Raw genomic sequence first — 15,827 nt, 5'->3', positions numbered from 1 at the left:
CTTCCTGTAGGGAAGCGAAAGGGCTGAATTTTTCTATTGTTTTCTCGACGCCTAGAAGTCGGTTAACCTTGTGAATCTTTTATCGCAGAATTGTCGTTGCTTTATTGCCGGCATAATCTTCGATAACGAGCTTCAGGGAGCTCGTGGTGGATGCAGGCGTGAATGTCAGTTCGCTCAGCTTCGTTCTACCCCGAATGATATAAGGGAATTTCTGCGAAACGTAAGTTACTCCGAATTCGCGTGCTACCTCATTTTCATAGACATAGATTTTGTACCAATCCTCCAAATCAGGCAATGCGAGCGTGTACTTTCCATCCTTTACCGTAACCTTTTCTTTGGTATATGGTGTAATCTGAGTATCTGCCAGTTGTCCGGTCGTTGTGACTGGATTCTGTTTGCCAAGGGCAATATTCAGGACGTAATGTTCACCATTGGTCGGAAGGCCTGTCAGAATGGCAGACTGTTTTCCTTTTTTGACTTGAAGCGTCTTAGTGAAAGGTTCCTTCGTGTACTCCGTTTGGAGTGTAAGCTGGATCGGATCTTTACCTGGGTTCTTCTTCGGGTTTTTCCAACTGACAATAGCATCGCCATTGTTCTTGAATTTAACATCAATGTCCTGAACAGCTTTATTCAAATCATAGGACAGGACGGTTGCTTCACTTTCGGTACCATCTGCGCCTACAGCACGAATGGACAATTTGCCAGCGGGATGTTTGAGCGTTTTAATATAAAATGTGGAGTCATACACACCGCCGACATAAGCGCCGTTCTCATACAGATTATATTGCTTAACCTTCGAATAATCTTCCATATCCCATTCGACAACCAACTCGTCGGTGTTGGTCAGTGCTTTGGTAATATGGAATCCGGTTGGAGCATCGGGTTTGGCGGCAGAACCGTCAGATATACGAATCTCACCAATGTTCATCTGATATTTTTCAATCGTAGTTCCGTTAGGATTGAAGGATAGACCAAAAGCTGCAACAGTCTTCCCTTGGTATGCACTCAGATCGAGTGAAGTTGTCTTCCAGCCTGCCGTGTGCTGACCTGAATCTGGTACTTTGACTTTGACCACTTTGGTTGGTTCATCCTCAAATATCAGTCCGACATACATGGAGGAAGCGTCGTTGACAGACGGTTTATTATAGGCGAGTTCCAGTTTGGATTGGGCGTTGATCGACAGATCCGTCTTGTACAGACGAAGGAAATTGTCCGTATCCAGACTTCCATTTACGACAAGAGAACTGCCGCCAGTAAACGCACCAACGGAATTATAAGTATAACGAGCACCTTTTTCATAGGTTGGACCATAGTCAAAATCAACAGTGAGTTTGTCACCTTGACTATCCATCCACCACTGCCAGGTGACCGGGATATCCTGAATATTAATATTGGACCATTCGGTTGCATTGGAGACGGTTCCGCCCTCATAATATTTCAGACCGTGGCCTGTATTGAAGTTGGTCACAAAATTGGAGCCGTGTATAACGGAGCGTTCGGTGAGGTACGCGGCGATGCCGTCCCACTTTGCACCAGAAGCATACACGTCGGATAGATCAACGGATGTCGTACGGCGTGCATTGGTTGGGTCCTGATTTGGACCTGACCACCAAGCGCGGTCGCGCACAAAGGTCATCCATTGGTACTCATCTTCGGCTCTATGATTCGTGCTGCCATCTCCTATTTCTTCATCCAGGGCATTATGGGTAAAGTCGGCACCAAGCGTTGCAATACTGTTCATCGGTTGACCGTTCTCGTCGAGATTGTTACGCAGATCGTAGAGCTGCTTCCAACGGCCAAACTGGTCATTCCCACCTTCGACACCGGCAAATACCGTTTCCAGTGGGTCAAGTCCCAAACCTGTGGCATGATCGCGCGAATCACGCAGCATGTCATGGTTCCATACGTAATTCAGGAAGATCGAATCCGAGACTCGGCCTAATGCAGAATCTTGCACAAATGGACTGTTAAGTCCATTAAACTGGTTTTGGTATTGAATTTTGCCCGTTGTATTGATAGTGGAGTCATACCACTGAACATATAGTCCTTCATCTCTTAAATACTTCATAAATTTCTTGTAGGAAGCGATGTCTTCAGGTGCAACGCCTTTGGCAACCTCTTCCTGATTGAAAAAGTATCCGTCGTAATTATAATACTGTGCCATCTCGACCAGCTTTGCAGCGACAGGGAAATTCCCTTCTTCATCCTGCACAAGCATCTGCTTGTAGGTTTGTGGTCCACGATCATTGTCTGAGAAGAAGATGTTGGCGATGGAACGGACACCGTTTTTGTGTGCAGCATTGGTGTAGGCCGGATTCGGAATGTTCAAAATGCCAAACTCAAAGTACTTTTCCGTCCATTCCTTATTGGGGTCGTACAATTCCTCGGGCACGCCAGCAGAAGCCATACCATGCCAATAGCTATAATAGTCTGTGTACTGCCAATAATTAAAGAGGTATTCGCTGAATTCATTGGTGTACGGGGTGCTGTCAAAGAATGAATTGCCATAATCGCCACTCATCGTAAACAGCTGGGTGTCCGGGCTGAGTTCGGGGTAAGCCTGCGTAGCCGCAAAGGCATCGTTACGGGGCTGCAAAGGTACATGAGCACGAAGCAAATCACCATGGATATCACTTTCGGGTGTCCAATTCAGGATCTGGGCAGCGGTGTAGCCATGCTGATAAGGCTGATTTACTCCCTTGGCGCTGTCACCTGTGTAAGGGAGCGTGTCTCCGGCATAAACGGATGAGGCAATAACTTGTCCAAGCAGAGCGGAAGTGAGAACCATTGCGGTTACTTTGGGAATAAAGCCTTTGGGTTTGTGTTTGCGTGTCATGCTGTTCCTCCTTCAAGTCGAATGAATGTAAGGTATTCTTTTACACAAAAATAAACTTATGGTTAACGATAGGGCATGAAAGCATTTTCATATAGGGTGAAATTAAAGAAACATAGGTATAAACTAAAGAAAAGTTCCAGGTGACAAGTTAATGTTAGAAGGCAGATGATATACTTTAGACAGGAAAACAGCATCGGAGGGAACATGTGACTTGAAAATTGTTAGCGTTTACAAAAATTTCTTTAAAAATAATATGTTTATGAAGATGCTGTTCATCTTCTCCATGATTTCCATTGTAACGATTATTACCTTGTCCTATATCATTTTCCTGTCAGTGTCCGATGCCACGATTGGCCGAGAGCTGGCGATCCAGAAAGCGGCGATGGAGAGTGTTGACCGATATATTCATCAGCAGTATGAATCGGTGCAGAACATGGTGAGGGATATGCATCAGAATGAGGCGTTATCAGCCAATATTACCTATCTGATGAACCACACGTACGCCGAGTATGTACAGCATCTGACGAATGGCTATTATGCGAATCAGGATGATTACTCCGCTGATGTACTGAAACATTTTCAGAATATTATGGATCGCAATTCGGATATCAATCAAGTGATGTTATATAGTGCCGAACAGCAGGATCTGTCCTCCTTCAATCAACATAAGCAGTTCAGAAAGCTAAACACCAATGTGGCTCATTCTTATATTCCTGACGTGATGGCGATGGAGACACCGAATATCAGCGCACCAAACTATTGGATTCGTAAAGAAATTGATCAATGGGACCCGGCGCTGTATGCGATTCGTGTGCCTATTAATGATACACAGACCCTTCGAAATTTGGGCCAGTTCCTTGTGTTCTTTGACTCAGCAGGTATTGGCAACGCTTTGGATAGTTATGAAAGTAATCTCAAGGGAGAAATTGTGGTGCTGTCAGCCAAAGGTACGGTATTGTTTGATTCCAACAGTAACTATTACGGCAAGAAGTACCCGTATATCAATGTGGCCGATTCCCTGTTTGATCAGACGGATATGGACTCGATGAAAAAGGAGCAAAATATGTATGTGAACAAGTTTGTCTCGGCGGATCAGGGATATGTAGTCGTTGGCACGGTTCCTGTGGATGAGATGGCTGAGGCCTACGCGGGTACACGCAATACAATCGTTTCGATTAGCATCATATGTATCCTGTTTGCAGTACTGGTTCCGGCGTTTTTCATTATTAATTTTGCCAAACGCACTCGGAGAATCATTCGTTTCACCCAAAGGGTGAAATATGGCAACCTGACAGCACGTATCGATGATGCCCGTGATGATGAGCTGGGACAGATCTCGCACAGTTTCAACGATATGCTGGATGAACTTAATCAATATATTGAACGCGTCTACAAAGCCGAGATCAAACAAAAGGAGACAGAACTGGTCGCTCTCCAGGCACGGATTAATCCTCACTTTCTCTATAACACGCTGGAGGTCATCCGGATGAGGGCGATTTCGCAAGGTGCGAAGGATGTCGGCGAGATGATTTACAGTTTGTCCGTGTTATTCAAAAGCCTTGTTCAACAGAAGAAAAATTATACCCTCAAGGATGAGATGGAAGCTTGCCGTTTATATCTGGAATTGTTCCGAATCCGGTATAAGGATATTTTCATGTACACGATTCAGTTGGACCCTGTGCATAACCACCATCCGGTGGTCAAGCTCTCCCTGCAGCCGATTATTGAGAACTATGTGGTGCACGGCATTCAGACAGAACGTTCGGATAATCAATTAACGATCGTTGTTGAAGAACTGGGCGATGCTTTGCAGGTAGAGGTCAGAGATAACGGTAAAGGCATTGAGCCTAAGCGCCTGACTGAAATTTTAGAAGAACTGGAACGTCCGGAAGAGTCGGGTAAAATGTTCGGACTGCGCAGCGTTCACACCCGTTTGCGTTTCCTGTATGGACCGGAATTCGGCATCACGATAGAAAGTACACTCGGAGAAGGAACCCTGATCAGGGTTCGTTATCCTCATACAGAAGGGACAGGTATTTAATATGTACAAGGTATTTATTGTGGATGATGAACCGTTCATCATTGAAGGATTGTACGATATTTTGGATTGGTCAACGTTCGATATGGAAATTGTAAGCCATGCCGGCAATGGACAGGCCGCATTAAACGCCTTGTCTGCGCAGCCTGTGGACATTCTGATTACTGATATATCCATGCCATTCATGAATGGTCTGGATCTGATTCGGGAAGCAAGGCAATTGCAGCCTGACATCAAGGTAATTATTTTAAGTGGTTTCAATGAGTTTGAATATTTGAAAGAGGGCATGCAGCTGGGCATCGAAAATTACCTGCTCAAACCGATCAATGTGGAAGAACTGGAATCGACGCTTCGCAATACGGCTTCCAAGCTGGACCATGCGTTGTCTCCTCAAACGGATGATGCTTATGGTGTTCAGATTCTGAAAGACAACATCCTTCATCGATGGCTGACGGGACAGATTGCGGCCACGGAATTCGAGGAACGCGCACAGTTCTTGAACCTTTCGCTGGATGCGCCCGATGTTGCAGTAGCTATACTGCGAACTAAAGGGGAAGTATCCGGCATGTTCGAGCGAGTGGAGGGTATGCTCAAGGAAAAGTCCTATGTGAACGTATTTCATGACATTGATGGAGATATCGTCATAGTTGCCAATGTGCATGCAGGTGAGGACGAGAAAAAGAAATTTATGGAGTGCCTTCAGGCATTATCGGCTGCTCTATGTGAGACACATCCTGCTGTTCTGATTGGGGCAGGAAGTCTGATGCGTGGACTTCACCATGCGCCTACAAGCTATCAGGAGGCGAAAAAGGCACTTCAGTATGTGATGATCTATCCTGACCTTAAAGTGATCGATCATGCCATATTGGAGAAAGGGGGAAGCTCTGCTTCTTCCTTCTCGATCGATTGGAAGGAGTACGCGAAGCTCATTCTATCCCGTAATGCAGAGCTGCTTGCGGAGCGAATTCGGGTTGATTTTGAACAGCACCGCGACGGGGTTACTCCGGCTGAGTTGCAGAACATCGCACTGGAAGTGGTCATTCGCTTCAAGATGGAATTGGAGGGCATCAAACATTCGGATGAATCGGCTATTTACCAACGTGGACTTCGCCTTGTATTGGACAGCGGAACGTTTGATGAACTCGTGCAGGCGTTGCAGCAGGTTGGTTCGGAGACGATTCAGTCTCTGCTTCAGGATTTAAAGAATCCAATCGTCAACCAGGTGCTTCAACATATTGACAAACATTACGCAGAAGAGCTTTCGCTGAAGCTACTGGGTGCTCATTACCATCTTCATCCGGTATATTTGGGACAACTGTTCCACAAGGAGACGGGCGAGACTTTTGCCGAGTATATCAATAAATACCGGATTGAACGTGCCAAGGAACAGCTGCGCAATTCGAATCTGAAAGTGCATGAGATCGCAAGGAATGTCGGGTACTGGGAGACCGGGTATTTCTATAAACAGTTCCGCAAGTATGTGGGAATTTCACCTACCGATTTTAAGGTATTTGGATAATTTTCAGTGGATCACCGATTGGACCAGTGGATTGAAATAAATGAGACATTCTGGGGACAGGAGGGCATGCAATGGAGTTGCTGCCAAATGTTACTCAGTATGTCTTTTTGATGTAAGCGATTTATTCAAATAGGTACAAATTAATGAATCGGTACTGATTTCTCTTTAATTTGTACCTCGAAATATTAAGTTTATCTTCTTTTTGAAAATGCTTTCATTCGATAAGGTTAAAGCAGTTAGTTTGTAGAGCTAAAGGGAACACGAAAAGGGAGGATCAAGGAAATGAGTAAACAAAGAAAAAGTTTTTCTCTCGTACTTGCATTGTTGATGGCGGTTACACTCGTTCTTAGCGCCTGTGGAGGAAGCAAGGATGCTTCAGAATCAGGGGAAGCAGGAGAGGCTCCTGTCGAGCTGATTTGGTACACCATCGGTACCCCTCAGAAAGATGTTAATAAAGTGATGGAAGAAGTCAGCAAGTACACGAAAGAAAAAATTAATGCCACAGTAACGATGAAAATGGTTGACTGGGGTGACTATCCGCAAAAAATGCAAGTTAACGTAGCATCCGGCGAGCCAATGGACATCCTGTTCACCTCTTCCGGCGGATTCGATTATGTTCAAAATGCTAGAAAGGGCGCATTCCTAGAGCTTGATGATTTGCTCCCTAAATATGGTCAGGACCTTATTAAAACGATTGATCCTGCATTCCTGAGTGGTTCGAAAGTAGACGGACACAATTACGGAATTCCGGCCAACAAAGAGCTGCCTCAACAAGAGGTATGGCGTTTCAACAAAACGCTGCTTGATAAATACAAAATGGACATCTCCAATATCCGTACGTTGGACAGTCTGGAGCCTTTGCTCAAAACGATCAAGGAAAATGAGCCAAGCGTGACTCCATTTGGAATGGATAAAAACTTCGTTCCTTATGTTCCTTACGACTACGTCATTCAGAACTTGCCAATGGCAATCAAACTGGATACGACGGATTACAAGATTGTGAACATTCTGGATACTCCGGAAATGAAAGCAGCTCTCAAAACGATGAGCAAGTACTACAAAGCTGGTTATGTATCACCAGAAGCTGCAACAACAGGCTCCACCAATGACCTGACCACATCAGGCAACTGGTTCCTGGATCGTGCACAGACACAACCGCTCGCGGACAACCAGTGGTCAGCAAGCTACGGATACCCGGTCGTTTCCACACCAGCTAGTGACGCGATCATCACCAACACGTCTGTACAAGGTTCGATCATGGCTATCTCAGCCAACTCCGAATATCCGGAGAAAGCAATGGAGTTCCTGAACCTGTTGAATACAGATCCAGTGCTGCGCAATATGGTTGATTCCGGTATTGAGGGCGTTCACTACAAAAAAGTGGATGACACGCACATGGAAAATCTGGCTGAATCCAAGAACTATGATATGCCTTCTTACTCCCTCGGTAACAACATGTTGTTGTATCTGAACAACAATGACCCGGATAACAAATGGGATGAGTTCAAGAAGTTTAATGCAGAGGGTGTAAATTCCCCAATTCTGAGCTTTAACTTTGACTCAAGCAAAGTGTCGTCGGAACTGACAGCAGTGCAGAATGTCAAAGAGCAATACTGGGCCGCATTGATGACAGGTACGCTGGACCCAGAGAACAATTTGGAGCAAGTGATTGAGAAGTTCAATCAAGCCGGACTTGAAAAAGTGATGGCTGAAGCCCAAACCCAGCTTGATGCCTGGAGAGCGGCAAATAAGTAAGGGTAAATTCAGGGATCGGGCCGCTGCTTGTTGCGCCCGATCCTTTTTCATTCAAGCCTGAAGGAGGATCTCCATATGACCGCATTTTTGAAAAATCTGATTAGAAACCGAGTCATGCTGTTCATGGTGCTACCAGGCGCCATCTGGTTCTTCTTCTTCTCCTACTTGCCATTGGTTGGTACAGTAGCAGCATTCAAACAATATCGTTTCAGCCGCGAAGGCTTCTGGGCCAGTCTGATGAAGAGCGAATGGGTGGGTTGGGATAACTTTAAATTCCTGTTCAGCACCAACGATGCTTGGCTCATTACGCGAAACACGCTTTTTTATAACCTTGCCATTATATTTCTAGGGCTGGTATTCGCTGTAGGTTTGGCAATTCTGCTCTCGGAGCTGGTCAATAAACGATTGGCCAAATTGTATCAAACAGGTATGTTCCTGCCGTATTTCCTATCCTGGGTTATTGTCGGTTATTTCGCGTTCAGCTTCCTGAGCATGGACCGGGGGATGTTGAACCAGATTATTGGGTGGTTCGGTGTTGAACCGATTCAGTGGTATTCGGAAGCGAAGTATTGGCCGTATATCCTGGTGTTCGTAGCTTTGTGGAAAACGATCGGGTACAACAGCATTGTCTATCTCGCTTCCATTCTGGGGATTGATCGGTCGCTGTATGAGGCAGCAATGATCGATGGCGCCAATAAGTGGCAGCAGATTCGCAACATTACGATTCCTTTGCTCTCACCTATCATTATTATTATGACGTTACTGGCTGTGGGTCGCATCTTCTATGCCGACTTTGGTCTCTTCTATCAGGTTCCAAGGGATTCGGGTACGTTGTATGCTGTTACCAATGTTATTGATACGTATGTGTATCGTGGCTTGAAAACAAGTGGTGAGATTGGCATGAGTACCGCTGCCGGATTGTATCAATCCGTTGTAGGCTTCGTGCTTGTTATCATTTCCAACTATGTTGTACGCAAAATCGATAAAGATAGCAGCCTATTCTAGGATAAGGGAAAGGAGTGAACCACTGTGGCTCAAATCGTAAAAAAACGCGACTTCCATCATGTATCCAATGGCTGGAACGTCATTATGAATATTTTGGCCGGACTATTCGCTTTAATCTGTGTATTTCCTTTCGTGTTTGTAGTGATCATCTCGTTCACGGACGAGAAAGCACTGGCCCGTGACGGGTATCGACTGATTCCGAAGGAATGGAGTCTCGCAGCCTATCAGTTTGTGTGGCAGAGTGGTGACACGCTGCTGCGTGCTTATGGGGTAACCATTCTGGTGACGGTACTGGGTACCATCATCAGTCTGATTCTAATGTCGCTGTATGCTTATGCGATATCCCGCAAGAGCTTCCGTTATCGGAGATTTTTCTCCATATTTGCCATTCTGACCATGTTGTTTAACGGCGGGATGATTCCGACCTATATGGTCGTGTCCCAACTTCTTCATTTGAAAGATACCATATGGGCACTGGTTCTGCCGCTCGCAATGAATGCCTTCTATATCATGATCCTGCGTACGTTCTATTCAACCAGTGTGCCGGATGCAGTCATTGAATCCGCGAAAATTGATGGAGCCGGAGAATTCTATACGTTTATGAAAATTGTCATTCCATTATCGCTGCCAGGGTTGGCGACAATTGGATTGTTCAGTACGCTCGGTTACTGGAACGATTGGTTCAATGCACTATTATATATCGATAATCCCAACCTCGTACCGCTGCAATCGATGCTGATGCGGATCGAGTCCAGTATCCAGTTCATCCAGCAGAACTCGGCGAACAGCTCGATGAGTTTGGCGGCGATGCAATCCATCCCGCAGGACACTTCACGGATGGCTATGGTGGTTCTCGCTACGTTGCCGATTATTTTCGCATATCCGTTCTTCCAGCGTTACTTTGTACAAGGTCTGACGGTCGGAGCTGTCAAAGAGTAACCGAATCACTTCTATAGGGTGGAGGCGTCGAAGGATGATGATGTATAAGGATAAAAGTAAATCCGTGGAAGAGCGAGTAGAACATCTGCTGAGCTTAATGACGACGGAAGAAAAGGCAGGTCAACTCATCCAGCCTTTTGGTTGGCAGACATATACGAATGATCAAGGAAACATCACGCTGAATGACTCCTTTAAGCAGCAGGTGGAAAACGGGGGCGTGGGCTCCCTGTACGGTGCACTTCGTGCAGATCCATGGACGGGTGTTACGCTTGAAAATGGATTGTCTGCCAGAGAAGGGGCAGAAGCTGTAAACCTCATTCAGCGTCATGCTGTAGAGCATTCCAGACTGGGGATTCCCATTCTGATCGGAGAGGAATGCTCGCACGGACATATGGCGATTGACGGTACGGTCTATCCCGTTCCTCTGCTCTTGGGAAGTACCTGGAATGTGGATCTGTACCGTGACATGTGTCGGGCGGTCGCTCGCGAGACGCGTGCTCAAGGTGGTGCGGTAACGTATTCTCCAGTACTGGATGTTGTACGTGATCCACGTTGGGGGCGTACCGAGGAATGCTTTGGTGAAGACCCGTATCTCATTGGTGAGTTGGCTGTTGCTTCCGTGCAAGGACTTCAGGGTGAGCGTTTGGACCAAGAGGATGCGGTCGCGGCTACACTGAAACACTTTGTCGGTTATGGCAGTTCGGAAGGTGGACGCAATGCGGGACCGGTGCATATGGGCTGGCGTGAGCTGCTGGAAGTAGATCTGTATCCGTTCCGCAAAGCTGTTGAAGCAGGTGCTCAATCCATTATGCCGGCTTATAACGAAATCGACGGTATCCCGTGTACGGTTAATACGGAACTGCTGGATGACGTTCTGCGAAAAGACTGGGGATTTGACGGTCTGGTGATTACGGACTGCGGTGCCATCAACATGCTCGCAAGTGGGCATGATGTGGCGGCAGATGGATTGGAAGCATCTGTACAGGCCATTCAGGCCGGGATTGATATGGAAATGTCCGGTGAGATGTTTGGACAATATCTGGTGCAAGCGATCTCGGAAGGCAAACTTGAAATGCAAATACTGGATCAGGCTGTCCGCCGTGTGCTGGCACTGAAATTCAAGCTGGGATTATTCGAGCAGCCTTATGTGGATGCCAATCGAGCGGCAGAAGTCATTGGCAGTGAAGAACATATTCAACTGGCACGCCAATTGGCTGCAGAAGGTGTGGTCTTGCTCAAAAATGAAGCTGCAACGTTACCTCTGTCGACGGCAACAGCGGGCCGAATTGCTGTCATTGGTCCTAATGCAGACCAAGCCTACAACCAGTTGGGTGATTATACATCTCCCCAACCGAAGTCCAAAGTGTCTACAGTATTGGATGGCATCCGCAGTAAGCTTGCCGTAAGTGAGAGTGGGCACCAAGAGGAAGACTCAGCTGGACAATCGAATAGTGAAAATCAGGTGCTCTATGCACCGGGATGTCGCATCAAGGGTGATTCGAGAGAAGGGTTCGAGCACGCAATAGAAACTGCACGTCAGGCCGATACGGTTATCATGGTCGTTGGCGGCTCAAGTGCCCGTGATTTTGGTGAAGGAACGATCGATCTGAAGACAGGTGCCTCCAATGTGTCCGATAACTCATGGAATGACATGGAGTGTGGAGAAGGCATTGACCGCATGACGCTTGGGCTTGCAGGAGTCCAGCTGGAGCTGATTCAAGAGATTCACAAGCTTGGCAAAACACTTGTCATTGTTTACATCAACGGTCGCCCGATCACCGAGCCTTGGGTGGATGAACATGCCGATGCCATTCTGGAAGCGTGGTACCCAGGCCAAGAGGGTGGGCATGCCATTGCGGACATCTTGTTCGGTGAAGTGAACCCGTCCGGCAAACTGACGATATCCATACCGAAGCATGTGGGTCAATTACCGATTTACTATAATGGCAAACGTTCACGCGGCAAGCGTTATTTGGAAGAGGATCTGGAGCCTCGTTATCCATTCGGATATGGGCTTAGCTATACTACTTTTGATTACAGTGAGCCGAAGCTAAGTAAAGAATCGATGACGGCCGACGAGACAGTCACCGTATCAGTGGAAGTCACCAATACGGGATCTTGCAGAGGTGCAGAAGTCATTCAGCTGTATGTATCCGACGTGGTTAGCCGTGTGGCACGTCCAGCCAAAGAGCTGAAGGGGTTTGAAAAAGTGATTTTGGAACCTGGAGAGACGAAGACTGTAGCCTTCCATATTGGAGCGGAGCAGCTGCAATATATCGGTCGTGATCTCACGCCTGTTGTTGAACCAGGACAATTCCATATGCATATCGGAAGACATGTGAAAGATACGCAGTTCGCCGAGCTGACGGTAGAGGAGGCGTAAGAAAATGGAACGCATCAGACGATTTATTCGCGAGTTGTCCGAACGTCAGTGGTTGGAGCAAATGGAGCTACGTAGCTGGGACATCAGCCGCGCTTATTATAAAATACCAGGACAATACGAGGATCAGAAGGCTTATCCAGAAGGGGAGGGATTGAATCGTTTCCCGAGTGATCAGGGAACGACCTATTTCTTCCGGACACGGCTGGATGTACCTGCCTCATGGCAGAAAGAACCTTACGGACTTGTGTTTGAATCCGGTGGGGAAGGCTTGCTTCGGGTGAATGGACATTCCTATCAGGGGCTGGATCGTAATCATACGTATGTAACACTCGACCCTTCCCGAATAGGGGCTCAGCCTGAACTTGAGATTGAGCTATTCGATCCGGTACCCGAGCCTGTCGATCCATTGAATCAACAGGCGGTTATACAACCTCCAATTACATCGATTAGCAGTTTATTGGTGCGACCAAATGAACCTGTCCGCAGCCTTATGTATACGGTCACGATTGTGCGTGATTCAGCGGTGCTGCTTCCGGAAAGTGATTTTCGCCGTGTACGCCTGCTGGAAGCGATCTATCGGGCGATGGATCAATTTGTAGGTCTGACAGAAGAGGCTGTCAAGCAGGGGAATGACATCCACAGTATCGAAGAAAGATTGATCCATGAAGTGCGAGAGATTGGTGGAAACGCCGAAGGCCTGGAGCATATGGTGGGGCAATCACATATTGATATTGCCTGGCTGTGGCCTGTACGTGAGACGGTGCGCAAAACCAGTCGTACATTCTCCACGGTGGATGCACTCATGAATGAATATCCCGATTATGTTTATTCCCAGAGCCAGCCTTTGTTGTATGCTTTTCTGAAGGAACATGATCCCGAACTGTATGAACGGGTGAAGAAGCGCATCGCTGAAGGACGCTGGGAACTGGTTGGCGGGATGTGGGTGGAGCCGGATCTGAACATTCCGAGCGGGGAATCCCTGATTCGTCAGATGTTATATGGTCAGCGTTTCTATATGGAGGAATTCGGCAAAACATCACAGATTGAATGGCTGCCAGATACATTTGGTTATTGTGCTTCCCTGCCTCAGATCCTGAAGCATGGCAATGTAGAGTATTTCATGACGACCAAGCTCGGATGGAATGATACGAACGTATTTCCATATGATCTGTTCCACTGGGTAGGTATTGATGGTACGCCCATCCTGTCTTATCTCAATCATGGTGTAAACGAGCATACCTTGCCGAAGGACATTCATGATCATTGGCAGTCTTACCGTGAGAAGGCGGCGCATCCTGAGCATATGCTTCTGTACGGGCATGGCGATGGTGGTGGCGGCGTGACGCGAGAGATGCTGGAGTACGTGGATCGTTCCGAGTTGATGGTGGGTCAACCGAAGAATGGTTATAGTACCGCCGGAGCCTTTTTTGACGGAATCGAGAAGGCACAGCCTGATCTTCCGAAGTGGCATGGAGACTTGTATCTGGAGCTTCACCGGGGTACATATACGACCCATGGTCGCAATAAGCGCAACAATCGGAAGGCTGAGGTGCTTTATCGCGAAGCGGAGCTCTGGAACACACTTGCCCTACCGGATATGGAGCCACAGCAGGATGCTGAAGTACGTTCAGCGCTGCATGATGGATGGAAGCTGATTTTACTGAATCAATTCCATGATATTATCCCAGGCTCTGCAATTACCGAATCGTATGTAACTTCAGACGAGGAATATGTCCGGGTATTTGAATTGGGTAGAGCAGGACTGAATCAAGGTGTTGCTGCATTAACGAGAGGGATTAACACGCTGGGGCCAGAGGGTTCTATTCCTTATGTTGTGTTCAACAGCCTTGGTTGGAATCGAAGTGAAGTCGTTCAACTTCAAATGCACGATGGATTGGATCGATACGTCATCGATGAAGAAGGTCAGCGTTTGCGCATGGATCGGGAAGATAGCCAAATTTCGGTTCTGGTGACGGATATTCCAGCGTTGGGTCATAAGACGATTTGGCTTGTACCGGAGAATGCAAGGGAAACAAATGTACGGGAAATGACGAGCATTGCTGGGCAAAAGAACTTTACAGATACATGGGAAACCGCGTATTACCATGTTCAATTTAATGAGCGTGGCGAGATATCCCGCTTGTGGGACAAGACAGCAGAACGCGAGATTCTGAAGCCAGGTGAACGCGGCAATCAATTTCACTTTTTCCATGACCGTCCGACGCTCTGGGACGCCTGGGATATCGATAGCCGTTATGAGGCTCAGGTTGCTGGAGAAGTGGAGCTCTTGGAGCAGAAGCTGGTTCTGGCGGGCACCACGAAGGACGTACTTCGTTTTCAGTGGAAGCTTCATCAGTCTGTGATAACACAGGATATGGTGTTCTATCATGACAATCGACGAATCGATTTCAACACCCATGTAAGCTGGAATGAAGATCATAAATTGCTCAAAGTGGGCTTCCCGATCGATATAGTGACTTCCAAAGCAACCTATGAAATTCCATTCGGTGCATTGGAGCGTCCAACTCATCGCAACACGAGTTGGGAGCAAGCCCAGTATGAAGTGTGCGGACACCGCTTCGCAGATGTCGCCGAGCACGGATATGGCGTCAGTCTGCTCAATGATTGCAAATATGGATACGACGTACAGGGAAGCACCATTCGTCTCTCCTTGTTGCGTGCACCGAGATGGCCTGACCGGACTGCGGATATCGGAGAACATGATTTCACCTATTCCCTGTATCCACATGAAGGCGACTGGAGAAGTGCACATACGGTACGTCAGGCAGCCGAATTGAACCATGAAGTGCCTGTGCATCAGGTGGACCAGAACGCAGGCGAACGCCCGGCAACTGGAGCATGGATTGAATTCGACAGTAGCCATGTCATTTTGGATACGGTCAAACCGGCAGAGGATGGACAGGGCACAGTGCTCCGTTTCTATGAGTCTTCGGGCACCCGTGAACGTGTGACGCTGCAATGGCCGCATGAATATGAACAAGCTTATCTCTCCAATGCCTTGGAAGAAGCGGGCGAGCCTTTGGATACCACCAATGGTCAGATTACTTTATCTTTTAAACCTTACGAAATAAAAACCGTGCTGCTACGGTAAACCTTTTTGATATATTTTGAGCTATGTAAGATGAACTAAAACATGTACACGATAACGGAGAGGGCAGAACCAGATGGAGAAACGGAGTGTTCGCCTAAAAGCTTTCTGAAAGAAAGCTACATCGGAAGCATACGCTATCCCCGGATTTTCCCTTTGGAGAAGGGAATCAGAAAAATCTGGGGATAACAGCGATCGGGAGATGGTACTGCAATCGTAGTGTCCTAGTGTACAGTTAATGGG

8 protein-coding genes are annotated in these 15,827 nt (G+C 47.1%); 7 read left to right on the top strand and 1 reads right to left on the bottom strand.

Annotated elements, in window-relative coordinates; genetic code table 11:
* Positions 1–79 precede the first annotated feature (79 nt).
* Positions 80–2,836, bottom strand: a complete 2,757-nt coding sequence (locus RS891_RS26250; RefSeq protein ID WP_315793615.1) for an endo-beta-N-acetylglucosaminidase — start codon at positions 2,834–2,836, stop codon at positions 80–82.
* A gap of 211 nt (positions 2,837–3,047) precedes the next feature.
* Here RS891_RS26250 and RS891_RS26245 point away from each other — a divergent pair, with 211 nt between their 5' ends.
* The 7 genes from RS891_RS26245 (at position 3,048) to RS891_RS26215 (ending at position 15,587) form a co-directional block, all read left to right on the top strand.
* Positions 3,048–4,877 (top strand): sensor histidine kinase, encoded by a 1,830-nt coding sequence (locus tag RS891_RS26245; protein WP_397386867.1) that lies wholly within the window; start codon positions 3,048–3,050, stop codon positions 4,875–4,877.
* Position 4,878: 1 nt separating this feature from the next.
* Positions 4,879–6,393, top strand: a complete 1,515-nt coding sequence (locus RS891_RS26240; RefSeq protein WP_315793614.1) for a response regulator — start codon at positions 4,879–4,881, stop codon at positions 6,391–6,393.
* Between the two features lie 282 nt (positions 6,394–6,675).
* Positions 6,676–8,148 (top strand): ABC transporter substrate-binding protein, encoded by a 1,473-nt coding sequence (locus tag RS891_RS26235; RefSeq protein WP_076290896.1) that lies wholly within the window; start codon positions 6,676–6,678, stop codon positions 8,146–8,148.
* 75 nt (positions 8,149–8,223) lie between these two features.
* Positions 8,224–9,153 (top strand): ABC transporter permease, encoded by a 930-nt coding sequence (locus RS891_RS26230; RefSeq protein WP_076290895.1) that lies wholly within the window; start codon positions 8,224–8,226, stop codon positions 9,151–9,153.
* Between the two features lie 84 nt (positions 9,154–9,237).
* Positions 9,238–10,092 carry a carbohydrate ABC transporter permease gene (locus tag RS891_RS26225; protein ID WP_258530908.1) on the top strand — a complete coding sequence of 285 codons (855 nt, stop codon included), beginning with the start codon at positions 9,238–9,240 and terminating at the stop codon, positions 10,090–10,092.
* A gap of 34 nt (positions 10,093–10,126) precedes the next feature.
* On the top strand, positions 10,127–12,475 hold the full coding sequence (locus RS891_RS26220; protein WP_315793613.1) for a glycoside hydrolase family 3 N-terminal domain-containing protein: 2,349 nt from the start codon (positions 10,127–10,129) through the stop codon (positions 12,473–12,475).
* A 4-nt stretch (positions 12,476–12,479) separates the two neighbouring features.
* Complete coding sequence (locus RS891_RS26215) at positions 12,480–15,587, top strand: alpha-mannosidase (protein WP_315793612.1); 3,108 nt, start codon at positions 12,480–12,482, stop codon at positions 15,585–15,587.
* Positions 15,588–15,827: the final 240 nt, after the last annotated feature.

The sequence above is a fragment of the Paenibacillus sp. BIC5C1 genome, assembly GCF_032399705.1.
Taxonomy (GTDB): Bacteria; Bacillota; Bacilli; order Paenibacillales; family Paenibacillaceae; genus Paenibacillus; species Paenibacillus taichungensis_A.
This window is presented reverse-complemented; position numbering and strand designations above follow the sequence as displayed.